A 23405-nucleotide genomic window follows, 5' to 3' on the forward strand; every position below is an offset into this window, starting at 1 on the left:
GCGGAACCTCCCTTGGCGAGGAGCTAGGTGATCGACACGGGCAGCTGGCGGAACCCGCGAATGGCAAGCGTGTTGCGGCGAACTGGTTTCCCGGCCTTGGCCAGCTTGGGAAAACGCTGGAAGAGCTTGGGGAAGAACACCGACCCTTCAAGCCGGGCGACGGCCGAGCCGATACAGAAGTGGGCACCGGCGCCAAAGCCGAGGTTGCGCGGCTTGGGGCGGGTGATGTCGAAGGTGTCCGGGTTCTCGAACCGGACGGGGTCCCGGTTGGCCGCCCCGAGCATCACGCTGATGGTCGAACCTTCGGCGAGCGGCGTGCCGCCGATCACGGTGTCGCGCAATACTCGGCGGTGGGCGACCTGGGCGGCGGTGTCCCAGCGGATGACCTCGTCGGTCACAGTGGACAGAACCGGATTCGCCCGCAGTACGGCGATCTGGTCCGGATGGTCCAGGAAAGTCGCCACGCCGGTGCCGATGGTCAGCGCCGACGTGTCGAGTCCCGCGAGGAACAGCAAGGCGAGTGTGGACTGCATCTCATCAACGCTGAGCCGGTCGCCGTCCTGTGCCCGTACGCCGATCAGCGCGGACACGATGTCGTTGCGAGGCGCGGCAGTGCGCTGCCTGATCAGCTCGGCGAAGTGGTCCTGGATTTCTGTGGTCGCGGTGTCCGAGGCGGCCAGGTCTTCGGCGGAAATGTCCGGATCGAGGATGCGGGCGATCCGGCCGGTCCAGTCGCGGCAGCGTTCGTTGTCCCGCGCCGACACCCCGACCAGGTCGCCCATGATCGCGACAGTCATCGGGTACGAGACGACTTTCATGAAGTCGACGACAGAACCGTTGCCGGCGGCGTCTTCCAGGCCGTCCAGTACATTGTCCACGATGGACTCGATCTGTGGGCGCATGGTGGCGACCCGGCGTTCGCTGAACGCGCTGTTGACCAGGCCACGGACCCTGCTGTGGTCGGGCGGGTTGAGTCGCAGCATGGAAGCGAACAGATACCGTGACGTCGGACGGTCGCGCCAATCAGGGATCGCGGTGTCGGCCCATTTCGCGTCCGCTTTGCCGATATCCGAGGACACCAGGACGCTGTCGCAGTCGTCGTGCCGCGTGACAAGGTAGTTGCCGAAGGCCTCGCTGTAGTAGACCGGCGCGATCTCGCGTAGTCGTGCGTAGCACGGGTACGGGTTCTCCTGCCCCTCTTCGGTCAGCAGTTCGGCGACGACATCTGCGGCTGTGTCAACGACCGTCATGACACGAAGGTAGCTTCGGTGCGGACGGAGGGCCGAAGCATCACACGCATTCGTGGACGAAGGTCTACATCTCGCCGGTCGTCGTCTGTGCCAGCCTGAATCACCGAAGCCGCCCGGAGCCCGGGAGTGCACGTGGACGTCCAGACGACCGTAGACCTGCCAGCCGTGCCGATGCCGCGCCCGTACGGCGCCGCGCCCTCCCCGGAATTTCTTGCTCTGCACGAACATCCGGTCGTACGCGTGCGCAAGCGGGCCGGCCACCCGATGTGGCTGGTGACGCGGATCGAGGACGCTAAGCGGTTGCTTACCGATCCATCGGTCGTCGTGACGCCACCTGGTGGCGCACGCCAGTCCCGGTACGGACTTTCACCTCTGGTGACCCAGTCACTGTTCGCATTGGACGGACCCGGGCACGCGAAGCTGAGGCGGCTGGTGACTCCAGCGTTCAGCGTACGCCGCCTTGCCAGGCTCAGGCCACGGATCGAGCGGATGGTCGACGACCTGATCGACCGGATGCTCGCCGAGGGCCCGCCCGCCGACTTGCGGGCAAGCCTGTCGTCGGTGTTGCCGGTATGGGTGATCTGTGACCTGCTTGGGGTACCGCGTGCGGACGGGCCACAGTTGAGCCGGTGGACCGACTCGGCGCTGATGTCCTCCGACGAGGGCGACGGCGATCGGGCGTGGCGTGACTGGCGTGCGCTGAGCGATCACCTGGGCGTCCTGCTGGCGGCCAAGCGGGCCGAGCCGGGCGAGGACCTGCTGTCGGATCTCGTGGCAGCATTGGACGCGGATCCTGAACTGACTGAGCAGCAAGTGATCGCGCTGGCCGCCACGATGATGGTCGCCGGTCACGAGACCACAGCCGTGGTCATCGAATACGCCACTGTCGGTCTGCTGCACCATCCCGGCGAGTTCGCCCGGCTGGCCGCCGATCCGGCGCTCGTGCCCGCCGCTGTCGAGGAGATCCTCCGGCTCTACCCACCGACCGCGGGGGACGTCGGCACGGTCCGGTTCACCACAGCCGATCTGGAGGTGGCGGGGGTCCTGATCCCGGCGGGCAGCACGCTGATGTTCTCGTTCCGCGCGTTGTCGTACGCCAACGAAGGCGACCAGGACCTCGGCCGGCTGGACATCCGCCGGACGGACACCCCGCATCTGGTCTTCAGTCACGGACCGCACCACTGCGTCGGAGCGGCGCTCGCTCGGCTGGAACTCACCGCCGTCTTCGAGCGGGTACCGGCCCGGCTGCCCGGCCTGCGCCTGGCGGTGCCGGCCGGGCACCTCAGGCCCCGCCTTCACGTGGTCAGCGGCGGCCTGGAGGAAGTGCCGCTGACCTGGGACACCACGGCGTAGTGCGCCGGATTCGCCAAGTTTCGCCGATGGCCGAAGGATTCATACAAGCTGTCAGTGGGTGGCCGATCGGCACCTGAACATGCGCGCCGACCGCGCTTTCATCGAGTCGTGCGAGCCGGCTGATCTGCGATCCCTGATGTTCCTCGGAATCGACCCGGCTCGCCACTCGGTCCTGCTCACCAACTGGAGTGGCTTCGACGTCTACGGGGTCACGTTCGACGGGCACCGGCCCGCGTTCTTCTGCCCCACCCCGACGCCGGACAGCTTCCGCCTGCCCTGGATAGGCGTTGTCGTCAAAGGATTCGAAGAGTCCGGGTACCTGTGCACGATCTCCGTCCCGGAGCCGGTCGCCGGGGTGTTGCGCCGGCCGGAAGGGCGGGCTGTGGTGCACAGGTTCGCCGAACCTGGCGACGTCGTGCCGCCGTTGGCGAGGTCGATGCGCACTTTGGTGTGACCCGTCAATGGGACTTTCGGCTACCCCGGCTGTGGCTGCACGGCCACTGGTGATCTGCGGGGCCGCTCCGGCACCCTGTACGCGTGCCTCGACGAGGGCGGCGGTCGGCCTCATGATCTACACCAGTCCCGTACCCGACGTCCATATCCCGGACGTGAGCCTTTCCGACCACGTCCTGGCCGAGTGCGCCCGCCGTCCGCACGGGGCGGCGCTCATTGATGGGGTCACGGGCGAGGTCCTGACGTACAGCGCACTCGACTCGGGCAGTCGGCGGGCCGCCCTTGGCCTGCTCGATGTTACTGCGCCAGGCGATGTCGTCGCGCTGATCAGCCACAACGAGCCTGCCTACGCGGTGGCATTGCACGCGGCGCTGCGGGCGGGCCTGCCCGTGGCGCCGATCAACCCGCGGCTCACGGTGGACAACTTGATCAGGCAGTTGCGGACGGCCGGTGCCCGCGTGATCATCACTTCGGTCCAGGCGGCGGACAATGCGATCGAGGCGGCCCGGCGGGTCGGCGTCGACCTGGTCTACGTGATGGGTGAAGCCGATTGGTGCCGGCCGTTCGGCGAGTTGCTCGCGACCCAGGACAGCAGCCTGGACGTCGGCATCGAGCCGTCGACCGCCGTAGCGATCCTGCCGCACACGACCGGTGCCGGTGGCGGCTCGAAGTGCGCGGTGCTGACCCATCGCAACCTCGTCGCGAACCTGCAGCAGCACCAAGCGGTTGCCCCGGTCACCGAGTTCGACGTGTTCTGTGCGTCGGTGCCGTTCTGTCATATGTACGGAACAACGCTCGTGCTGAACTGCGGTTTGCTCGGCGGCGCCACCGTGATTACGTTGCCGCGTTTCGAACTGAACCGGTATCTCGACGTGATCCAGCGTTACGGAGTGACTCGCGGCCATCTCGCGCCACCGATCCTGGTCGCGCTGGCGAACTCCACGGAGATGGAGCACTACGACCTCTCCTCGGTGCGTCAGGCAACATCCGCAGCCGCGCCCATCGACCCAGACGTGGTGCGTGTGGTGGAGGAACGGCTCGGCTGCCCGATCCGTCAGGGTTACGGGGCAACTGAGGCGAGCCCGGCGACACACGTGGCGTTCGACAACGAGTTCATGACGGTCCCAGCCGGAGCAGTCGGCCGTCCGTTACCGAACACGGCGTGCCGAATCGTGGATCTGCGAACCGGCGCTGATGCGGACGCCGGGGAATTATGGGTGCGCGGGCCACAGGTGATGCGGGGATATCTCGGGGAGCACGCACTGGCTGACGGCTGGTTTCGAACAGGAGACCTGGTCCGGGTGGACGCGCAGGGGATGTTCTGGATCGTGGGCCGCCTTGCGGGTCCCGCCGAGTACGCCGACGACCGTGCGCGACTGACCGGCCTTCTGCGCGCGCATCCACGCGTCGTCGACGCCACTGTCATAGGCATGCCCGGCTCGGGCGGGGAACAGCTACCGCACGCGCTGGTCGTCGCCAACGGGGGAGTCGACGCCCGGTGCCTGCTGGACTGGATCCGGCGCCAAGGTGCGCGACTGTGCTCGGTGGAGTTCGTGGACTGGTTGCCAGGCCGGGTCGCGATGAAGTCGGTGGCCACATGACCACACGAGACCTGGTGCGGGTGCACCGCCTGGAATATCCGTTCCCAGTCATCTACCTGTGCCACGCACTGTGGGGTGCGGCGTACGCGGTGACCACACCCGCGTCCCTGCTTGCCCTTCCGGTGGTTCTCGCGATTGTCGCGAACCTGATGCCCCTGGTGACACAGAATCTGCTCAACGGGCTGCTCGATGTTGAGGCAGATACGCACACACCCGGCAAAGGCAGCATCGCCACCGCCACAGTACGTCTTGGCCGGACCCGGCTGATCCAATGGATCGTCGCGGAGGCGGCCACGGCGCTGCTGCTGGCCCTGATGGTCTCGGTCTGGGTGGGCCGACCCTTGGTAGTGATCGCCGTCGCGGCGGGAATCGTCGTCGAACTGCTGTACAACATGGAGCCCGTCCGGCTGAAACGGCGTGGCTACGCGAATCCGATCTTTCTGGGCATGCATTTCTCGCTGCTGCCCTGCATCGGGACGTTCGCGGCTGTCCGCGGCGACTTCCCAGCCTGGACCTGGCCATTGTTCCTGGGCATCTGGATGCTGCTCGTCGGCCGGACGCTGTGGTGGTCAGTACCGGACGTGGTGGGTGACGCGGCGGCAGGCGACCGCACTCCGGCCGTACGGTATGGAGCAGTTCGCGCGCTTGCCGTCGCTTGTGTCGTCACCGCTTGCGGATTGGCCCTGATCGGCTGGGGACTGTGGTGGCACTACGGTCCACTGTGGTCAGTCGTGGGCGTGATATCCAGCGGAGTCTTCCTGATCGACAAGCTCGGCCTGCTCCGCCGCGTCCGCCACACCCCTGGAGGAAACCTCCCGCATGACAGGCACATGCGTGTGCACACGCTGACTCTCGTCATGGTGTCCGACATACTGCTCGTCGCCATCCCCCTGATCGCGTCGGTGACAAGCAGTTAGGAATGGCCGTCGCAGCAACTGTAAGGCGCGTGGCATCAGCGGGTTGGTTCGGCGAGTTTTGCGTAGGAGTCCGGACGGCGGGTTGTGAGGAAGGGGAACAACGTGAGCCAGTCCTGGCGTTGGTCGAGGTCGAGCGAGGCCACGAGGACCGCATCCGCGTCGCGGGGCGCTGATGCCAGGATCCGGCCGTAGGGGTCGGAGATGAAGGATGAGCCGTAGAAGGTGATTGTGCCTTCGTTTCCCCAGCGGTTGACGACTGCCATGAAGGTGCCGTTGGCTATGCCGTTGCCGACGATCACCTGGCGCCACAAGGGTTCGGTGTCGAAGTCGGGGTGGTCGGGCTCGGAGCCGATCGCGGTGGGATAGGCCAGCAGTTCGGCGCCGCCCAGTGAGTAGAGCCGGGCGAGTTCGGGAAACCACTGGTCCCAGCATGTCGGCAGGCCCAGGCGGGCCTCGTGGTCGCCGGGAAGCCCGACGACGGGATAAGGCTCGCCGTCGGCTGGGCCGGGCCGGAAGTAGCGGTCCTCGTAGTAACCCGCAGTGACGGGAATGTGCATTTTCCGGGTTCGGCCGAGCAAGGAACCGTCCGGGCTGACCAGGATTGCGGTGTTGTAGCCGAGGCCGTCTGGGCCGTCGGCGCGTTCGAACAGAGACGCGTGCACGGCGATGCCGTGTTCGGCTGCCGCTGCGGCCGCGAAGGCATACGTGGGACCGGTTGTCAGGTCTTCGGCTGAGGCGGTCGCATCGGCATCGGGGATTCGGTCCGCGGGGTAGCGGGCGAGCGTGAGTTCGGAGAGGAACACGACGTGTGCACCGGCTTCGGCAGCAGTGCGGATGCCGTCGTTCAGTACCGCCTGGTGTTCGGCGGGATCGGCGTGCCAGCGGGTCTGGACCACTCCCACGACGAGCGGCGGACGGGTGCTGGGGTGCACTCGTGCCGGCGACTGCAGTGGTGCGGCGGTGATCAGGTGCATCGTTTCCTCACGAAATCGCTGGCTGTTGCTGGGTGATGCAGTGGATTCCGCCGCCATTGGCGAAGATCGGCCGGGCATCGACGAGCTCCACGGTCCGGTCCGGGTAGGCGCGGCCCAGGATGTCGGCGGCCAGCGCGTCGTTGGGGTCGTCGAACGCACACAGCGCGACGACTCCGTTGGCGACGTAGTGGTTGATGTAGGAATAGTCCACGAATTCCCCGTCGGCCTCCAACACTGTGGGCGCGGGTACTTCGACTACCTGAAGCCGTCGGCCGCGAGCGTCCATGCTTGTGGCGAGCAGTTCAATGACCTCTTTGGACACTTCGTGATCGGGGTGCGCGGGGTCTGTTTGGCCGTGCACGGCAACAACACCCGGGCGGAGGAACGTGGCCACGATGTCGACGTGCCCACGGGTGCCGAACTCGCCGTAGTCACGCGTCAGTCCTCGCGGAAGCCATAGCGCGGTGGTCGTGCCCAGGCGCGCGTGCACCTCGGCTTCGACTTGTTCCTTTGTCCAGCCAGGGTTGCGTGCGTTGTCGAGCTGCACTGTTTCGGTCAGCAGCACAGTTCCTTCGCCGTCGACGTGCAGGCCGCCGCCCTCGGTTGTCAACGCGGACGTGACGCGCGGATGACCGGCCAGCGCGGCGACCTCGGCCGCGACATGCTTGTCACGTTCCCAACTCGCCCACGATTGCGCACCCCAGCCGTTGAACCGCCAATCGACGGCCGCGAGCCCGGTTGCCGGATCGTGGACGAAAGTCGGTCCTATATCCCGCATCCACGCGTCGTCGAGCGGTACCTCGACCACTTCGACTTCGGGCCGGACAAGCGACCTCGCGACGCGAGCCTGCCCGCTGTCGGCGACAAGCGTGACCGGTTCATAGCGGGCTACCAGGTTGGCCACCTCGGCCCACACTCGCCGCGCTTCGGCAAGCGAGGGGGAGCCCTCGTCACCGAAAGTCTGGTTCGGTGTCGGGAACGCCATCCACGTGCGTTCGTGCGGCTCGGCTTCAGAGGGCATCCTGATCACTGTCAAGACCTTCACTCCACGGCCGGCGCGCAGGGTACGAGCGATATACAACAGTGCTGATTCAGTTCTGTCAAGCCTACTGTACGACGAAATCCGTTGTGAAATGGCCGTTACGGCATCGTAATCGGTTGCGTGAAGTTCCTATGCCTGGATGCCCTGCCCAAAGCCGAAAACGTTGTCCGGGTCGTAGGTCTGTGCGGTCTTCTTCAGGCGCACCGCGTTGTCGCCGTAGTAGGCGGTCATCCAGTCCGGCAGAGTGGGATCGATGTAGTTGACGTAGGCGCCGGTGGCTCCGGCCTTGGCCAGCTGACTGACCACCTCGCTCACCGACTGGGTGACCTGGTCCTTGTTCGCGGCCGTCGCCGAGGCGTAGACCTGGACGGTGGCCAGGGCGTCACGGTGCCAGAACGCGGTGTCCTGTTTTCCGATGCCGGCGACGGCGCCGCCCATGCTGTCGATCAGCAGGTCCGTCTCGGTGCGACCCTCCATAAGGGACGTCAGGCCGGCGGCGTCGACCGGTGAGGTGATGACGCGCGAGGCTCCGATGAACGACTGCCGTTTCTCGCTGCCGGCGTAGTGGTTCATCGCGGCGAGGTAACCCATGCTGCGGGCCGTTCGCGACGTGGGCGTCGCTCCAGTGTCGGTGATGAAGGCTTCCAGCAGCTTGGCCAATCCGGACTCGCCGCCGACGTAACACCCACCGACCCGGCATTGCACCGAGGACCCACCGGAAAGCACCAGGTTGGTCCACAATTCGGCGGGCGCCGAGGACACCCATCGCTGCCAGGCGTTGACCACGTCGTTCGCCGCGCTCGCCGGGAAACGCAGCTCGAAAACGGTGACATCGGGTGCGGGCACGGTGGTGAACGTGAACTCCGTGACGATGCCGAAGTTGCCGCCACCACCGCCACGCAGCGCCCAGAACAGGTCCGGCTCGGAGTCCGCTGAGGCTGTCCGCAGCTTCCCGTCGGCCGTGACGACCTGGGCGGACACGAGATGATCGCAGGTCAGGCCGTATTTACGGGTCAGCACGCCGATGCCGCCGCCGAGGGTGAGCCCGGCGATGCCGACGGTCGGGCACGTCCCCGCGGGCAGGCACCGCCCGGCTTTGCCCAGCGCGGCGTAGACGTCCTTCAGCCGGGCACCGGCGCCGATCGTGACCGTGTCACCCTGGATGTCGATCTTCGACATGGCGGTGATGTCGACAACCAGGCCACCGTCCGGGGTGGAGTATCCGGCGTAGCTGTGCCCGCCGCTGCGTGGGGCGATCGGGACCCGGCCGGCGGCCGCCTTGACGCAGGCTTCGACATCCTCGGGCGTGGTGCATCTGGCCACAGCGGACGGCTTGCGTCCGTCGAACAGCGGGTTGAACACACGCTTGGCTGTGGCGAAGTCGCTGTCGTCCGGCAGCAGCAGGCGGCCTTTCAGGTTGCTGCGCAGCGTGTCCCAGCCGGGCGGGCCCGAGGGTGGCGGGGCGGCGCTGGACGGCGACGGGACTCCGCTGCTGGGCGCGGGCGTGGCTTCGGACGAACACGCCGTGGCGAGTACGCCGGCCGCGGAGATGCCGGCGAGTCGCAGGAATGATCGTCTCCCGAGGTTCATGCCATCCAGGACGTCCGGCCGCGCAACGGGTTGCCCGGATCGATCAGCCGGCGACGGTCAACCGCACTGTCAGGCCGCCGTCCGGTCCGAGATGGACCTGCTGGGTGTTGGGCTTTGTGGACTGTGCGAGCCAGCGATGTTCCCCGTTGCCCGGTGCGGGAATGAATTCGGGCGCGTCGGTGCTGGCGATCATCAGCCTCAGTGAGTGTCCCGATCGCAGACGATACCCGATATGTCCCAAAGAGACTGTGATGTCCTGTAGGCCGATGGCGGTCGTCCGGCCGCGTGTGATCAGATGGGCCGCGCCGTCGGGGGAGACGTCGAGCAGTCGTGCGAAGAGGTCCAGTTCCGGGCCGTCGGAGCTGACCCTGGCCTGTACCGTGACCGGGCCGGTCAGGTCCAGATCCGTGGTCACAGGGTCCGTCGTGAACGCGAGGACATCCTTGCGGTTCATAGTGTCCTGTTCGTCCGGGTGGTAGCGCAGGAACGCGAACGAATCCGGCATCGGCGAGGGAACGGGATCCTCGGGATCGTGCACCCAGGTGACCACTTCGGACGGCCCAGGTTCGTGGATCAGACTGCTGCCGGAAGCGTGCAGGACCAGGGTGCGGGTGCCCGGCGGCGGCCAGGACGGCGACTCGTGGAAGGCTCGGTCGCCGCTGTTGGCCAGCTGCCACCGGATTCTCGGAATCGTGCCGGCGTGGCCGCGCAGGAACACGTCGAAGAAATCCAGTGACGGGTCGATGTACCGGCCGAACATCCGTTGCCGGGCCCGCTGGTTGACCGCGGGGTCGTTCTCCGGGGTGATCGGCAGGTCGAAGTGGGAGTAGTTCTCGTGGTCGGTCGCCTCGATCTGCAGGTACAGCAGCCGTGACCACGCCGGCCTGCGCAGCAGTTCGGCGTAGTCCTGCCACTGCCAGTGCGCACAGTTGTCCCACCAGCCCATCAGCATCAGAGTCGGCACGGCTGGAGCGTCGAACGGGTGGCCTGCGGGGAAACGGCGGAGCGCGACCTGGTGCGGGAACGTGAGGTCGTAGGAAGCGGAGCGCGATCCGACGGTGGCGAAGAACTCCTCGACGGTGTCCGCGTAGGGGCGCCGGGTCCAGTCGAATTCCCACTCGATGTCATCGTTGCCGTGAAAGTGGGTCAGCAGGTACTGACGGCCGAAGGCCCATTCTGGTTCCGTTGGCGGGATCTCGGCGAGCCGGGTACCGGTGTGCCGGGGGACGATGGCCCGTAGCGCGGGGTGCGCGGTCGACGCTGCGGCCCATTGGGTCAACCCGTAGTAGGACTCGCCCCACATCCCGACAATGCCGTCGGACCACGGCTGTTTGGTGATCCAGTCGATGGTGTCGTACCCGTCGTACGCCTCGTTGACGGCCATCAGCGTCTCGCCCTCGGAACGGAATTTTCCGCGCACATCCTGGGCGACGACCCGGTAACCGCGGCGCGTCATGTGCTCGGCGATCTCGGGCATGAACGAGTAGGCGCCGTTTTTGTCATAGGGCAGCCGGACGAGGATGGTGGGGCCTGGCTCGCGATTGCCGTCCGGCAGGTACACGTCGGTCGCGAGACGGATTCCGTCGCGCATCCGGACCATCGTCTCTTCTGCGAGATCGGATATGGGCGCGGGTGTACGGCGGAGGTATTCGATTCCCATTTTGTGTCCTCAGTGGTCCAGAGGGCGGTGATGCGACCAGGGCGCGAACTGTTCGAAGGCCGCGGCCGCCGCGATGAGCTGCGCGTCGGCGTGGGGTCGCCCGATGATCTGCAGGCCGACGGGCAGACCGTCCTGAGTGAACCCGCACGGCACGGAGATGACGGGAAGCCCGGCGTGGGTCGGTGGTTCGGTGAGGCGGTGGAAGAAGAGGTCGGGATGGCGGACCTGTTGCCCGTCGACGATGTCAAGGCCGCCTTTGCCGTTGCTGTGCGGGAAGGGTGGAGTCGGTGTCGTGGCACAGACCACGAAGTCGTACTCCCTCAGGATCCGGAGAAAACCGTCGTAGATCTGGGTCCTGGTCTCGCGGAACGCGCGGCTGACATCCGCGGCCGAGACTTTTCGCCCCCACTGGAGAAATTCCACGATCGACGGCCAGGGTTCTGTTCCCTCCGGGAACGCGTCCGCCATGGACTCCTGGATACCGCCGGACCAGTAGTGCAGGAAGTAGTCGATCGCGTCCGGGAGATCCATGGTGACCGTGTCGACGCCTGCACCGCCGTTGCCGGCGAGGTCGCGCATGGCGGCGTCGACCACGCGGCGGGTTTCCGGGTCGATTGGTCCCTGGTCGAGGCCGACGCTGTAGGCGAACCTCAACCCGCCGAGGTCGACCCCGCGGATGGCCGCTTCGGTGTAGTTCTCGCCGGTGGCGGGCAAGGAAAAGCGGTCCTCGTCGTGCGGGCCGACCAGGACGTCGAGCATGAGTGCCGCGTCGACGACCCGGCGGGTGAGTGGCCCGTCGGTCGAGTCGCCGTCGACATTGTGACGGGTCGGAATCCGGCCGAGTGACGGCTTGACGCCAACGACGCCGCAGCATGAGGCAGGTACTCGGATGGACCCGCCGCCGTCCGATCCGAGGGCCAGCGGTGCGATGCCGGCGGCGACGGCTGCGGCCGCGCCTCCGCTGGATCCGCCGGACGTCCGGGTCGGGTCCCAGGGAGTGCCGGTGGCTCCTGTGAGGTGGCTGTCGGTCACGCCGAGCATCCCGAACTCGGGTGTTGTCGTCTTGCCGATCAGGATCGCCCCGGCGGCCTTCAACCTCGCCCACGAGATGGCGTCGGTGTCGGGCACGTACTCGGCGTGCGCGACACAGCCGTACGTGGTGCGGACTCCGGCGGTGTCGGCAAGGTCTTTGATCGTGATCGGCACACCGTGCAACGGCGGGAGGTCGTCACCGCGCAACGCCGCCGCTTCCGCCTGCTTGGCCTGGGCACGCGCGGCGTCAGCCGTGACCGTCACGAACGCGTTGATCGCGGGATTCACTTCCTCAAGGCGGTTCAGTACGGCCTCGACCGCTTCGACCGGCGAGACCTCCTTGCGGCGGATCCCGTCTCGCAACTCGTGGGCGCTCATCCAGATCAACTCGTCGGCCATCGGCGCTCCTCGGTAATGGAACAACCTTTATAACAAGCTCTGCCCAACGCCCGTCAAGCCCTTGCTGATATGGAACAGCTGTTATATGTTGCCCGTCAAATCTACATCTGAGCTGGCCAGAGGTCTGAGCAGAAGGAGCGGCCCATGGCAACATCGCCAACAACGCCTCACTCTCGCGGGCCGCTTCGCGCAGGCGCCGCCGTTCTCGCGGTACTGGCTGTGATCGGCTGTTCGACGGGAACGCAGTCGAATCCGGGCGGGCCGACCCAGCAGGAGCTTGTCGCGAGCCTGCCGCCCGCCAAAGGCGCGGTCGACACGGTCACCTGGAACCTCACGACCGGCGAGCCGGACACACTGTTCCCGCCCAACGCGGCGACCTACAGCGGTGGTCAGGTCGCCGCGAACCTGTGCGACACGCTGCTGACGTTCGACGCCGGCTTCACCCTGAAACCGAACCTGGCGACCTTCCGGCAGGCCGATCCGCTGACTCTGGTCTACACGATCCGTGACGACGCGAAGTTCTGGGACGGCCAGCCGGTGACCGCCGAGGACGTCGCCTACAGCATGAACCGTGCCAAGGACCCGTCCACGATCGTCAGCTTCGCCTACCAGAACGTGCAGGACATCACGGTGACCGGCAAGAACGAGGTCACGGTGAAGTTCGCCCGGCCCGACGTCATGTTCAACGGCGGGATGGCCAGTATCGGCGGGATGGTGCTGCAGAAGGCCTTCTCGGAGAAAGCCGGTGAGACTCTGGGTTCCTCCGGGGGCGGCCTGATGTGCAGCGGACCGTTCAAACTGGACTCATGGCGAAGCGGCGACAGCATTACGGTCTCCCTCAACGACAACTACTGGAACGCCGACCGTCGCCCGTTCGCCAAGCAGGTGAAGTTCACGTTCGTCACCGACGGGACGGCGCTCGTCCAGGCGCTCAACGCGGGCGAGATCGACGGCGCCTACGAGATTCCACCGTCGGCGATTCCGGCGCTGCGCAATTCGCAGGCAGGCAAGCTGACGTTCGGTCCGTCCATGCAGTCGATGCTGCTCAGCGTCGCGACCCCGGACGGCCCGCTGAGCGACGTCAAGCTGCGCCAGTCGCTGCAAACCCTTGTCACGCGGGACGAACTGGCCAAAGCGGTGTACAACGGCGCGGCGATGCCCGTCTACACAGTCCTGACCCCAGCGACCTGGCCGAACGACCAGAAGACCGCGTATCAAGCGGCATACGACCCGTTCGTGCGGGAACGCGCTTACAACATCGAGAAAGCCAAGAAACTCGTCGGCGAGTCAACGTATCAAGGCCAGTCACTCGTGATGGCGATCCAGTCAGGCGACGAGGCGATCTCCCGCACAGCGCAACTGATCCAGCAACAGGCCAAGCAAGTGGGCGTGAACATCGAGATCAAGCCGTTGACCCCGCTGGTGTTCAGCCAGGCAGGCTACGACGCCAACAAGCGAGCGGGAATCGACCTGATCCTCGGAACAAGCTTCAACTCCGCCCCGGAACCGTTGGAGCCACTCGGCTTCGACTTCCTGCCCGACCAGGTCTACAACTACACCAACTACACCAACGAAACAGTCACCAACCTCCTGACCGAAGCCCGCCAGACATTCGACGGCGCCGAACGAGCAAAAAAGATCATCGCCGCCCAGCAGATCTTCGAACCGGAATCCGCCCTGGTCCCGCTGCTCAGCCTGCACACAGTCACATTCCTCAACAACCGCCTCGCCGGCGGCATAACCTCTTTCGCCTACTGGTCAACCCCGCAGATGGCCTATGTCGGCTCAGCCAAGTAGGAGTGGCATGTCTACAGTAGACTCGGGGTTGGTTGTCAAGGCTGGGCGTGGGCTTGGGCGGCGGGTGGCGACTTCTGTTGTGGGGGCGGTTGGGACGGTTCTGGCTGCGTCGTTTGTTGTTTTTGCTGCTTTGGGGTTTGCGCCGGGGGATCCGGTGGCGCAGATTCTGGGGCAGAAGGCGACTGAGGCTGAGCGTGTGGCGATGCGGGCGCAGTTGGGGCTCGACAAGCCGCTGTTGGTTCGTTACTGGGACTGGCTTACCGGGGTTCTTCATGGGGATTTTGGGCTGTCGCTGACTTATCGGCAGGATGTGACGCTTCTTTTGGGGCCGCGGGTTTCGGCGACGCTTGTGCTGGTGGCGATGTCTGCGGTGATCACGTTGGTGGTGGGCGTGCTGCTCGGGACTGTTGGTGGGGTCAGCGCGCGGTGGCGGCCGCTTGTGAACGGTCTTGCCGGGTTGGGGACCGCGGTTCCTGGGTTTGTGGCTGCTGTGCTGCTGATCAGTGTGTTCGCGGTGGGGCTTGGCTGGTTTCCCACTTATGGTGCGGGCAACGGGTTCGGCGATCAGCTGTGGCATCTGGCGTTGCCCGCGGTGGCGTTGTCGATGGCCTGGGCTGCCTACATTGCGCAGATCACGACGGCTTCCGTGACGGAGGAGGCCGGCAAGGAGCATGTCGCGACGGCGATTGGCCGTGGGCTTCCCCGGTTGCTGGTGATTCGGCGACATGTTCTGCGTAACGCGTTCATTCCGGTGCTGACGGTTTCCGGGTTGATGGTGGGTGGCCTGGTTGCTGGGTCGGTCGTCGTCGAGAACGCCTTCGGCATCGACGGGCTTGGGTCTCTGCTTGTCAAAGGTGTGCTGAACAAGGACTACGCGGTCGTCAATGCCGTCTCGCTGATCATCGTTGTGGTGTTCGTCGTGGTCACGACCGTTGTCGACCTTGTCCACACCGCCCTTGATCCGCGGCTCAGGGAAAGGACATAACGCGATGGCTGTTGTGCAGCTGAGGCTTGTGCGTCGCGGCGACCCGATGCTCGCGATTTTCGGCTCGCTGTGCGGAATCCTTGTCCTGGTGGCGATATTCGGCGGGGCGCTCGCGCCGTACGCGCCGGATCAGACGGACATCCTTGCCGCGTCGCAGGGGCCGTCGGCGCAGCATCTGCTGGGCACGGATTCGCTGGGCCGCGACATCCTGTCCCGGCTGCTGGTGGGTGCGCGGCTGAGTTTCGCCGGTCCGGCCTTGATCGTGGTCGCGAGTTCGGTTCTGGGCACGGCCATCGCGTTGTTCTCCGCGTGGCACGGTGGTTGGGTCGATCGGCTTGTTGCCCGGGTGCTCAACGTCATGTTCGCGGTGCCCGGCATCCTTGTCGCGGTGCTGGCCGCGGCGATCTTCGGGGCGGGCTTCTGGGCTCCCGTGATCGCGCTGAGCGTCGTGTACGTCCCGTACATCGCGCGTGTGGTCCGTAGCGCGGCGGTGCGGCAACGGCACCTGCCATACGTGGAAGCCTGTCAGCTGGCCGGTCTGTCGGCGTGGCACATCTGCACCTGGCATCTGCTGCGCAATGTCGCTCCACTTGTTGTGGCTCAGGCGACTTTGGGGTTCGGGTGGGCGCTGGCGGACTTCGGGGCGACGTCGTTCCTCGGCCTCGGCGTGCAGCCACCTCAGGCCGAGTGGGGAGTGATGATCAGCGACGGCCGGTCGGACCTGCTGACCGGGGCGGTTCAGCAGAGTGTGTCCGCGGGCCTGGCCATCGTGCTGGCCGTGGTCTCGTTCAACATCGTCGGGGCACGCCTTTCGGCGCGGATCGGAGCAGACGGATGACGGACGAGCGCCTTCTCGACATCGAGCACCTGCATGTGGAGCTTCCGGCCCGTCGGCGAGGCGGGGAGCCCCGCGTGGTGATTCACGACGTCAGTTTGTCGGTGGCGCCAGGTGAATCGGTCGGCGTGGTCGGCGAATCCGGCTCGGGCAAGTCGATGACCACCAAGGCGGTGTCGCGCCTGCTGCCCAGAGGCGCGGCGACCACGGGTGAGATCATCTTCCGGGGGAGTTCCGTGCTTGGCCTGTCCGGCCGCGAACTCGCCCAGTTCCGAGCGCGCCGGATCTCGACGATCTACCAGGATCCTCGTGCGCACATCAATCCGCTGCGCACGATCGGCGACTTCTTGGCTGAAGGTGTCGTCGCGAGCGGCGCGATGACACGGACAGCAGCGCTCGAGGCCGCGTGTGCCCTGCTGCGAGATGTCGGTGTACCCGACGCGGAGCGCAGGCTGACGCAATATCCGCATCAGCTCTCCGGTGGATTGCTGCAACGCATGATGATCGTGATGGCGCTCTTGCCTTCGCCAGATCTTGTGCTCGCCGACGAACCCACCACGGCACTGGATGTCACTGTCCAATCCGACGTGATGGCGGTTCTCGCGGAGCAGATCCGCGACCGTTCGCTCGGCCTGCTGTTCATCACCCATGATCTGGACCTCGCCGCGGCGGTGACCGATTCCCTCGCCGTGATGTACGCGGGCGTGATCGTGGAGCGGGGCCCGTCCCGTGAGGTGTCCACCAATCCACGGCATCCCTACACGGCTGCATTGCTGGCATCCCGGCCGAGTCTGTCGAGCGTCACGCGTCTCACGGCGATCCCTGGGCGCCCGATCTCCGCGTTCGAGGCCGGGCCGGGCTGCGTGTTCGCTGCCCGATGCGCCTACGCCACGGACCGCTGTCGCGCGGAACGACCGGCACCGCAGCTGATCGAGGGACGGTCGGTGGCCTGTCACCGCGCCGAGGAACTGGGATCCGTTTTGCCGAAGGTGGCGATGGCATGAACGAACCGCTGCTCAGTGTGCGCTCCTTGCGCAAGGTGTTCGGCTCGCGACGATCCGGGGACGGGCTTGTCGCGGTGGACGACGTCAGTTTCGACCTGCCCCAGGGTGGTTCGCTGGCGATCGTGGGGGAGTCCGGCTCGGGCAAGACGACCACCGCGCGGATAGTCGCGGGGCTGGAGACGGCGACCGGCGGGGAGATCCTCCTCGACGGCCGCCCGATCGCCGGGTCACGGAGCCGCCGCGGTGGACACGGCATCCAGATGGTGTTCCAGGACCCGTTCGGATCGCTCGATCCCCGGCAGAAAGTCGGCAACGCCATCAGTGAAATCCTTGCGGTACGCCATACGCGGGCGGAGCGCCGGGCACAGGTGCTGAAACTGTTGTCAGAGGTCGGTCTCGACGAGCGTCACGCCGGCGAGTATCCGGCCAATCTCTCCGGCGGGCAGCGGCAGCGGGTGGCGATTGCACGGGCTCTGGCGCAGCAGCCGCGCGTCCTGATCCTCGACGAAGCTGTGTCGGCGCTTGACGTGAGCGTGCAGGCGCAGGTGCTCAACCTGTTGATCGACCTTCGAGCGCGGCTGGGCATCTCCTACCTGTTCGTGTCCCACGATCTGGCTGTCGTACGGCAGGTCAGTGACCACTGTCTTGTGATGCAGCACGGTCGGGTCGTCGAACACGGCGCCACCGGCGAGGTGCTGGACCACCCACAGGACCGGTACACACGACTGTTGCTGGACGCCGTCCCGCGTCCCGGTTGGACACCGCGCAGGCGTCCTTCGGTGTCAGCGGTCTGAGCAGGCTGAAGGACGTGTTGGGAACACGGCTGCGCTTGTTATGGAACAACCTTTACATTTCTGGCGGGAGGGACGGACATGGCTGTCGACGACAGCGACACATCTGAAGTCGTGGCCGTGAGCGTGCGCGATCCGAGTGAGGCGCCGCTGCTGCGCGGACAGCATTTCGTCAGCCCGTGGTTCCGCATGGATCCCGATCGCTCCGAGCTGTTCGAACGGGCGAGTTATCTCGATCTCTCGCCGCATCCGTTCGGCGGCGAGGCGGGCTACGGCGACGACCTGGTCGAAGGATTCCACCTGGTGGCCATGCTCGACCACCTGGTCAACCACGTGCTCTGGTCGGAAGGGCCGTGCCTGGGCTGGAACTACGGGCTGGACCGGGTCCGCTTCGTGACCCCCATCCGGTTCTCCGACCGGTTCCGCGTCCGCGGAACGGTCACTGACGTGATCGACCGCGGCGAACAGGGACACCTGCTCGTCCTTGACTACATCGGCGAGGTCGACGGCCGTGCACGCCCAGGGTTCGTCGCGACCCATCGCGTGCTGTGGACAACCCACCAGGCCGATTGACGCCTACCACCCATAGGAGAAGGAGAACCTTACGTGCAGACGCAGCTGTCGGTCGATCTGACGCCGAATCACCGGGTCCTGCTTGAGTCGACGATCCCGGACGTCCTCGACCACGCCGCGCGGACCTGGCCGGACAAGACGGCCCTGCATTTCGTCGAATCGGGAGAACGGCTCACGTGGTCGCAGGTGCGTGACGCCGTCGCACGGCTGCGTTCGGCACTGGTGGCGCTCGGGCTCCAACCCGGCGAGAAGGTCGGCATCATGCTGTGCAACCAGCTCGAATTCCCGCTGGCGTGGCTCGCGATCATCGAGGCGGGTGCCGTCGCGGTGCCCGTCAATCCGAAGTACACCCGGCGGGAAGTGGAGTTCGTGCTCGGCGACGCGGAGGCCTCATGGCTGATCGTCGCCGCGGACCTGGCCGAGCTCACCAGCGGAACGGTGCCGCCCGACCATGTCATCGTGACCGGCCCCTCGTTCGCCGAATTGCTCGACCATCCCGAAACAGCCCGGACGTACCAGGCCGGACGCGACGATCTCGTGGGCATCCAGTTCACCTCCGGAACCACTGGGCTGCCCAAGGGATGCCTGCACTCGCACGCGTACTGGCTGGAGCTCGGCGCCTACGGCGCGGCGTTGTTCGACGACCCGCAGCACATCCTCGCCGACCATCCCTTCCACTACATGCAGAACCTGTCGTATCTGATGCTGGCCTTCGCCGGTGGCGGCCAGCTGCATGTCACGCCTGGGCTGAGCAGGCGCAAGTTCCTGCGCTGGCTCATCGACCACGAGATCGACCACGCCTGGATCGACGAGGGCATGCTGGACTTCCCGCCGTCCGAGTTGGACAGTCAGCTCCCGCTGCGCAAAGCGCCGGTCGCCGCGGTCCCGCCGGCGCTGCACCGGCCGTTGGAGGAGCGCTTCCACCTCATGGCAAGAGACTTGTACGGCAGCAACGAGGTCGGGATCGGTACGTTCGTGCCGTGGGAACGCCCGGATCTCATGGGGGACGGATCCATGGGCTGGTGCGTGCCCAACCGAGAGTCCAAAGTGGTCGATTCGGATGGCCATGAGCTCCCGCCCGGACAGGCCGGGGAACTCTGTTTCCGTGGCCGCGGGCTGATGCTCGGCTACCACAACCGGCCTGAGGCCAACGCCGAACTCTTCCTGCCAGGCGGCTGGTTCCGTACCGGGGACCTGGTGCGCAAGACCGAGGACGGAAGGCACTACTTCATCGGCCGCACCCGGGACATGGTGCGGCGCAGCGGTGAGAGCATCTCCTGCGCCGAAGTCGAGATGCACATCCTGGCGCATCCGGAGGTGGCCGATGCCGCCGTCATCCCAGTGCCCGATCCCGACCGTGACGAGGAGGTCAAGGCCATCGTGGTGCGTAAGCCCGGTGCTGCTCTCACCGTCGCGGCCCTCATCGCGTGGTGCCGCGAAGGCCTGGCGTCGTTCAAGGTTCCGCGCTATGTGGAGTTCCGCGAGGAACTGCCCCTCACCAGCAGCGGCAAGATCGCCAAGGCGGCGCTCAAGGCCGAGGCCCCTTTCACCGCCGGCGTCGTCGATGTGCTCGCCCCGGCAGCCGATCTGGTCTGACGGCCGAGTGGGGCCGCGCGCGTGCCGGCCCCACTCACCGGACGAGCGTGACAGGTTCGCGCAGCGGCAGTGTCGCGAAGAACGCGTCCACGACGCGCAGCTGGCGCTCGCGGGTCCAGATCTCGGGGTGCTCGATCGCCGACAATGTGAGGCCGTTGACCCAGGCGCGCATCAGGTCGACGGCGAACTCGAGGTCCGCCTCGTCCACGAGCGCCGCCACGTGGTCGCGGTAGACGCCGCGCATCAGGGGTTCCAGCCGGACGAAGAACGCGTCGATGGCCGGTTCGGCGTCGCGGTGGGCGAGCAGCGCGATCCGCGCCCGCTCCATGATCAGCCCGTCCTCGGCCAGGGGCAGGGCCCACTCCACCACCCGGTGCAGCCGTTCGGCCGGATCGCCGACCGACTGCATCTCCTCGTTGAACTCCGCGATGTCCTGCTCGAAGGCGGTCAGGATGCCCTCGATCAACGCCTCCCGGTTGGGGAAGTAGTGCGTGATGAGCGACATCGAGCCGCCCATCCGCTGAGCCAGGTTGCGGAGCGTGAACTTGGCGAACCCGCCTTCGCTCAGCGCGGCGACCGCGGCCTCGACGATCTCGCGCGACCGCTGCTCGGGGTCCACGTACTTCGGCAACCTCGTACCTCCCAGTCCGCCAGTCCGTGACGTTACAGCGCCTGCGCGACGCCGGACACACCACCGATTTCATGTAGCAATCTTTACGTGAAGTAATATAACATCCGTTCCATAAAGGAGCCCTGACGATGACGATCGTTCACCGTGTCACCACCGCTGACCCTGTCCGTGCGCTCGTGGACGCCGAACCTGTGCCGTTCTGGCTCGACGATCCGGCGCGGCCGGCACCCGTGGCCGCGCTGGCCGGGGAGGAGCACTGCGATCTCGTCGTGGTCGGCGGCGGCTACTGCGGGCTGTGGACCGCTTTGCTTGCCAAAGAACGACATCCAGGCCGGGACGTGATCCTCATCGAGGCGCGCGAGGTCGGTTGGGCCGCCTCAGGACGCAACGGCGGCTTCTGCGACGCCAACCTCACCCACGGATTCAACAACGGCCTGGCACGTTGGCCTGACGAACTGACCGAACTGCAACGGCTCGGGATGGAAAACCTCGACGGCATCGAGGAAACCGTGCGTCGCTACGGCATCGACTGCGACTGGGAACGCACCGGCACGATCAACGTCGCCACCCGTCCACACGAGACCGAACACCTGCGCGAGGAAGCCGAGCTCGCGAAAAGCTACGGCACAACCTACGAATTCCTCGGCACGGACGCCGTGCGCGCCGAGGTGGCATCGCCGACCTACCTCGCCGGGCTACGCGACCGCGACGGCTGCGCGCTGGTCAACCCGGCAAAGCTCGCGTGGGGACTGCGGGAGGCCTGCGCCCGACTGGGCGTGCGGATCTTCGAGCGCACCCACGCGACCGGCCTCAGCCGCCGGGGCGCCAGCATGGTCGTCACCACCGGCTACGGACGCATCGTGGCCCGCCACGTCGTGCTGGCCACCAACGCGTTCCCGTCCCTGCTGCGCCGGGCACGGCCGTACGTGATTCCCGTGTACGACTACGTGCTGGTCACCGAACCGCTGACCCAGTCGCAACAAGACTCCCTCGGCTGGCACAACCGCCAGGGCATGGGCGACGCGGCCAACCAGTTCCACTACTACCGGCTCACCCCGGACAACCGGATCCTGTGGGGCGGCTACGACGCGATCTACCACTACGGCGCCAAGTTGTCGGCCGAACTGGACCAGCGCCCGGACACGTTCAAGGTCCTGGCGACGAACTTCTTCGACACCTTCCCTCAGCTGGAAGGCATCCGCTTCACCCACAGCTGGGGTGGAGTCATCGACACGTGCACCCGGTTCTCGGCCTTCTTCGGCACCGCCGCGCGAGGCCAGGTCGCCTACGCACTCGGCTTCACCGGCCACGGCGTCGGCGCGACCCGGTTCGCCGCCCAAGTCATGCTCGACCGCCTCGACGGCGCGCGCACGTCACGCACCGAGCTGAACATGGTCCGCAGCAAGCCGTTGCCGTTCCCACCCGAACCGGTCCGTTGGCTCGGCGTGGAACTCACCCGGCGCTCCATGGCACGCGCCGACAGCAACAGCGGCAAACGAAACCTGTGGCTGCAAGCCATGGACGCCATCGGCCTCGGCTTCGACAGCTGAACAGCCGGCCGACAATCCTGGAGGCCTGTTCGGATCAGGTCAATGCGGAGTCGAGGGCGCGTTCGAGCAGCCGTCGCCACCCGGGGGGTGCGGCGGGGTCGCGGCTTGCTGTGCCGGACAACCAGAGGAGACCGAAGAGGTCGTCCTCAGTGAAGTCGGCCGAGAGCGCGCCCTCACGGTGTGCTTCGCGCACGAGGTCCTGTCCTAGGCGGGCAGATACGTCGCACACTCCGAGCAATGCGACCGCGTCGGGGTAACGGCGCAGGACCGCGTCGTTCAGGGCAGGATCCTGGTGCTGCAGGTCGATCATCCCGTGGACGAACGTCCGCAGCCGCTCCTTAACCGTGGGCTTGGCCATCACGGCGGCGCCCAGGGCCTGCAGGCGGGCACCGGCGACGTCGGGGATGACCGCGTCGATGAGGCCTTCGCGGGTGCCGAAACGGTTGTAGAGCGTGCCGACGCTCACCCCCGCGGCCTTCGCGATCTCCTGGATAGGCGCGTCGAGCCCCTTGGTCAGGAAGACGTCGAGCGCCGCGGCTCGCAGTTTGGCCGCGTTGTCGCGTGCGTCCCGGCGCAGTGCCTTCGGTTCTGCCATGTCCACCCCGTCACATCTTGAACCCACCTTCAAGTTACGTGCTACGGTCCTATCTTGAAGGTAGGTTCAGTTTACCGGAGGTGATCCTCGGATGGAGCCGGCGACAGAAACGGCCACCCGGCTGACGATCGACGTGTGGGCGGACGTGCTGTGCCCCTGGTGCTACGTGGGGGAGCAGCGCCTGGGCACCGCCGTCGAGCGGTCCGCGCACGCGGGCGATATCGAGCTGAAGATCCATACGTTCCAGCTCGACCCGGCCGCCGGGACGACGGTCACGCCCACTCTGAGCTTCCTGACCAAGAAGTACGGCGTGTCCGAGGCGCAGGGACGGGCAATGGAACAGGGATTGGCCGAGCAGGCGGCCGGGGAAGGGCTGAAGTACGAGGTCCATCGGCCGATGCGCAACACCTTGGACATGCTGCGTCTGGTGCACCTGGGTGCCGAGTACGGCGTGGCCTGGGAGTACCTGCGTGCGATGCAGGCTGAGGTCTTCGCCGGCAACTTCGATGCCTTCGAGCACGGCACGCTCATCCGTCTCGGCGAACAGTTGGGTATCCCCGGCGGCGAGATTCGGGACGTGCTCGCCAGCGATCGTTACGCGGATGCCGTGCGTGCCGACCATGCCGAGGCTGAGCGGCTGGGGGCGCGCGGCGTGCCGTTCACCGTCCTCGGTGGACGCCTGGGCATCCCTGGTGCCGTGAGTGTCGACCAGTATGTCGCCGCGATCGATCAGGCATGGGAGCAGGTCAATGGCTGAGGACACGCCAGCGTCGCCTT

At 66.5% G+C, this 23405-nt stretch carries 21 protein-coding genes; 13 read left to right on the forward strand and 8 right to left on the reverse strand.

What is annotated here, in order from left to right; all coding sequences use genetic code 11:
* Positions 1 to 23 precede the first annotated feature (23 nt).
* Positions 24 to 1250 (reverse strand): cytochrome P450, encoded by a 1227-nt coding sequence (locus tag JOF56_RS33840; protein ID WP_209643507.1) that lies wholly within the window; start codon positions 1248 to 1250, stop codon positions 24 to 26.
* 132 nt (positions 1251 to 1382) lie between these two features.
* Between JOF56_RS33840 and JOF56_RS60285 the strand changes: the two genes are divergently transcribed.
* From JOF56_RS60285 to JOF56_RS33860, 4 genes are all read left to right on the forward strand, one after another.
* Entirely contained in the window at positions 1383 to 2603 is a 1221-nt protein-coding gene (locus JOF56_RS60285) for a cytochrome P450 (protein ID WP_209643508.1), read from the forward strand.
* 58 nt (positions 2604 to 2661) lie between these two features.
* The gene (locus JOF56_RS33850; RefSeq protein WP_209643509.1) at positions 2662 to 3057 is read left to right on the forward strand and encodes a hypothetical protein; all 396 of its coding nucleotides are present in this window, start codon (positions 2662 to 2664) and stop codon (positions 3055 to 3057) included.
* A 112-nt stretch (positions 3058 to 3169) separates the two neighbouring features.
* Positions 3170 to 4657 carry an AMP-binding protein gene (locus JOF56_RS33855; protein WP_209643510.1) on the forward strand — a complete coding sequence of 496 codons (1488 nt, stop codon included), beginning with the start codon at positions 3170 to 3172 and terminating at the stop codon, positions 4655 to 4657.
* Entirely contained in the window at positions 4654 to 5574 is a 921-nt protein-coding gene (locus JOF56_RS33860; RefSeq protein WP_209643511.1) for a UbiA prenyltransferase family protein, read from the forward strand. The genes JOF56_RS33855 and JOF56_RS33860 overlap by 4 nt, the downstream gene beginning before the upstream one ends.
* Positions 5575 to 5609: 35 nt before the next feature.
* Here the strand turns inward: JOF56_RS33860 and JOF56_RS33865 are convergent, their stop codons facing one another.
* From JOF56_RS33865 to JOF56_RS33885, 5 genes are all read right to left on the reverse strand, one after another.
* Positions 5610 to 6548, reverse strand: coding sequence for a nitrilase-related carbon-nitrogen hydrolase (locus JOF56_RS33865; protein WP_209643512.1), 939 nt, complete (start codon positions 6546 to 6548; stop codon positions 5610 to 5612).
* 7 nt (positions 6549 to 6555) lie between these two features.
* Positions 6556 to 7569 carry an agmatine deiminase family protein gene (locus JOF56_RS33870; protein WP_209643513.1) on the reverse strand — a complete coding sequence of 338 codons (1014 nt, stop codon included), beginning with the start codon at positions 7567 to 7569 and terminating at the stop codon, positions 6556 to 6558.
* Between the two features lie 150 nt (positions 7570 to 7719).
* Positions 7720 to 9180, reverse strand: coding sequence for an FAD-binding oxidoreductase (locus JOF56_RS33875; RefSeq protein WP_209643514.1), 1461 nt, complete (start codon positions 9178 to 9180; stop codon positions 7720 to 7722).
* A gap of 43 nt (positions 9181 to 9223) precedes the next feature.
* The gene (locus JOF56_RS33880; RefSeq protein ID WP_209643515.1) at positions 9224 to 10840 is read right to left on the reverse strand and encodes a CocE/NonD family hydrolase; all 1617 of its coding nucleotides are present in this window, start codon (positions 10838 to 10840) and stop codon (positions 9224 to 9226) included.
* A 9-nt stretch (positions 10841 to 10849) separates the two neighbouring features.
* The gene (locus JOF56_RS33885; RefSeq protein ID WP_209643516.1) at positions 10850 to 12271 is read right to left on the reverse strand and encodes an amidase; all 1422 of its coding nucleotides are present in this window, start codon (positions 12269 to 12271) and stop codon (positions 10850 to 10852) included.
* Between the two features lie 144 nt (positions 12272 to 12415).
* Between JOF56_RS33885 and JOF56_RS33890 the strand changes: the two genes are divergently transcribed.
* The 7 genes from JOF56_RS33890 (at position 12416) to JOF56_RS33920 (ending at position 19852) form a co-directional block, all read left to right on the forward strand.
* Positions 12416 to 14068, forward strand: coding sequence for an ABC transporter substrate-binding protein (locus JOF56_RS33890; protein WP_209643517.1), 1653 nt, complete (start codon positions 12416 to 12418; stop codon positions 14066 to 14068).
* A gap of 64 nt (positions 14069 to 14132) precedes the next feature.
* The gene (locus JOF56_RS33895) at positions 14133 to 15053 is read left to right on the forward strand and encodes an ABC transporter permease (RefSeq protein WP_209643518.1); all 921 of its coding nucleotides are present in this window, start codon (positions 14133 to 14135) and stop codon (positions 15051 to 15053) included.
* 4 nt (positions 15054 to 15057) lie between these two features.
* A complete protein-coding gene (locus JOF56_RS33900; protein WP_209643519.1) occupies positions 15058 to 15891 on the forward strand; it encodes an ABC transporter permease in 834 nt (277 codons plus the stop codon).
* On the forward strand, positions 15888 to 16892 hold the full coding sequence (locus JOF56_RS33905) for an ABC transporter ATP-binding protein (RefSeq protein ID WP_209643520.1): 1005 nt from the start codon (positions 15888 to 15890) through the stop codon (positions 16890 to 16892). The genes JOF56_RS33900 and JOF56_RS33905 overlap by 4 nt, the downstream gene beginning before the upstream one ends.
* Positions 16889 to 17686, forward strand: a complete 798-nt coding sequence (locus tag JOF56_RS33910; RefSeq protein ID WP_209643521.1) for an ATP-binding cassette domain-containing protein — start codon at positions 16889 to 16891, stop codon at positions 17684 to 17686. Before JOF56_RS33905 ends, JOF56_RS33910 begins: the two co-directional genes overlap by 4 nt.
* 78 nt (positions 17687 to 17764) lie before the next feature.
* Entirely contained in the window at positions 17765 to 18256 is a 492-nt protein-coding gene (locus tag JOF56_RS33915) for a hotdog family protein (protein ID WP_209643522.1), read from the forward strand.
* A gap of 33 nt (positions 18257 to 18289) precedes the next feature.
* Positions 18290 to 19852, forward strand: a complete 1563-nt coding sequence (locus JOF56_RS33920) for a class I adenylate-forming enzyme family protein (protein ID WP_209643523.1) — start codon at positions 18290 to 18292, stop codon at positions 19850 to 19852.
* 34 nt (positions 19853 to 19886) lie between these two features.
* On the opposite strand, the gene JOF56_RS33925 is transcribed toward JOF56_RS33920, so the two are convergent.
* A complete protein-coding gene (locus JOF56_RS33925) occupies positions 19887 to 20483 on the reverse strand; it encodes a TetR/AcrR family transcriptional regulator (protein ID WP_209643524.1) in 597 nt (198 codons plus the stop codon).
* 128 nt (positions 20484 to 20611) lie between these two features.
* Between JOF56_RS33925 and JOF56_RS33930 the strand changes: the two genes are divergently transcribed.
* On the forward strand, positions 20612 to 22033 hold the full coding sequence (locus JOF56_RS33930; RefSeq protein WP_209643525.1) for an NAD(P)/FAD-dependent oxidoreductase: 1422 nt from the start codon (positions 20612 to 20614) through the stop codon (positions 22031 to 22033).
* Between the two features lie 34 nt (positions 22034 to 22067).
* Here the strand turns inward: JOF56_RS33930 and JOF56_RS33935 are convergent, their stop codons facing one another.
* The gene (locus JOF56_RS33935; protein ID WP_209643526.1) at positions 22068 to 22628 is read right to left on the reverse strand and encodes a TetR/AcrR family transcriptional regulator; all 561 of its coding nucleotides are present in this window, start codon (positions 22626 to 22628) and stop codon (positions 22068 to 22070) included.
* 91 nt (positions 22629 to 22719) lie between these two features.
* Here JOF56_RS33935 and JOF56_RS33940 point away from each other — a divergent pair, with 91 nt between their 5' ends.
* Positions 22720 to 23385, forward strand: a complete 666-nt coding sequence (locus JOF56_RS33940) for a DsbA family oxidoreductase (protein ID WP_209643527.1) — start codon at positions 22720 to 22722, stop codon at positions 23383 to 23385.
* Positions 23386 to 23405 lie beyond the last annotated feature (20 nt).

The sequence above is a fragment of the Kibdelosporangium banguiense genome, assembly GCF_017876405.1.
GTDB classification, from domain to species: Bacteria; Actinomycetota; Actinomycetes; order Mycobacteriales; family Pseudonocardiaceae; genus Kibdelosporangium; species Kibdelosporangium banguiense.

Excerpts from the sequence above, each read along its gene's own strand:
- JOF56_RS33870 (WP_209643513.1), bottom strand. The coding sequence starts at position 7,569 with ATGCCCTCTGAAGCCGAGCCGCACGAACGCACGTGGATGGCGTTCCCG.
- JOF56_RS33880 (WP_209643515.1), bottom strand. The coding sequence starts at position 10,840 with ATGGGAATCGAATACCTCCGCCGTACACCCGCGCCCATATCCGATCTC.
- JOF56_RS33915 (WP_209643522.1), top strand. The coding sequence starts at position 17,765 with ATGGCTGTCGACGACAGCGACACATCTGAAGTCGTGGCCGTGAGCGTG.
- JOF56_RS33900 (WP_209643519.1), top strand. The coding sequence starts at position 15,058 with ATGGCTGTTGTGCAGCTGAGGCTTGTGCGTCGCGGCGACCCGATGCTC.
- JOF56_RS33885 (WP_209643516.1), bottom strand. The coding sequence starts at position 12,271 with ATGGCCGACGAGTTGATCTGGATGAGCGCCCACGAGTTGCGAGACGGG.
- JOF56_RS33940 (WP_209643527.1), top strand. The coding sequence starts at position 22,720 with ATGGAGCCGGCGACAGAAACGGCCACCCGGCTGACGATCGACGTGTGG.
- JOF56_RS33930 (WP_209643525.1), top strand. The coding sequence starts at position 20,612 with ATGACGATCGTTCACCGTGTCACCACCGCTGACCCTGTCCGTGCGCTC.
- JOF56_RS33860 (WP_209643511.1), top strand. The coding sequence starts at position 4,654 with ATGACCACACGAGACCTGGTGCGGGTGCACCGCCTGGAATATCCGTTC.
- JOF56_RS33840 (WP_209643507.1), bottom strand. The coding sequence starts at position 1,250 with ATGACGGTCGTTGACACAGCCGCAGATGTCGTCGCCGAACTGCTGACC.
- JOF56_RS33865 (WP_209643512.1), bottom strand. The coding sequence starts at position 6,548 with ATGCACCTGATCACCGCCGCACCACTGCAGTCGCCGGCACGAGTGCAC.
- JOF56_RS33910 (WP_209643521.1), top strand. The coding sequence starts at position 16,889 with ATGAACGAACCGCTGCTCAGTGTGCGCTCCTTGCGCAAGGTGTTCGGC.
- JOF56_RS33905 (WP_209643520.1), top strand. The coding sequence starts at position 15,888 with ATGACGGACGAGCGCCTTCTCGACATCGAGCACCTGCATGTGGAGCTT.
- JOF56_RS33855 (WP_209643510.1), top strand. The coding sequence starts at position 3,170 with ATGATCTACACCAGTCCCGTACCCGACGTCCATATCCCGGACGTGAGC.
- JOF56_RS33875 (WP_209643514.1), bottom strand. The coding sequence starts at position 9,180 with ATGAACCTCGGGAGACGATCATTCCTGCGACTCGCCGGCATCTCCGCG.
- JOF56_RS33935 (WP_209643526.1), bottom strand. The coding sequence starts at position 22,628 with ATGGCAGAACCGAAGGCACTGCGCCGGGACGCACGCGACAACGCGGCC.
- JOF56_RS33890 (WP_209643517.1), top strand. The coding sequence starts at position 12,416 with ATGGCAACATCGCCAACAACGCCTCACTCTCGCGGGCCGCTTCGCGCA.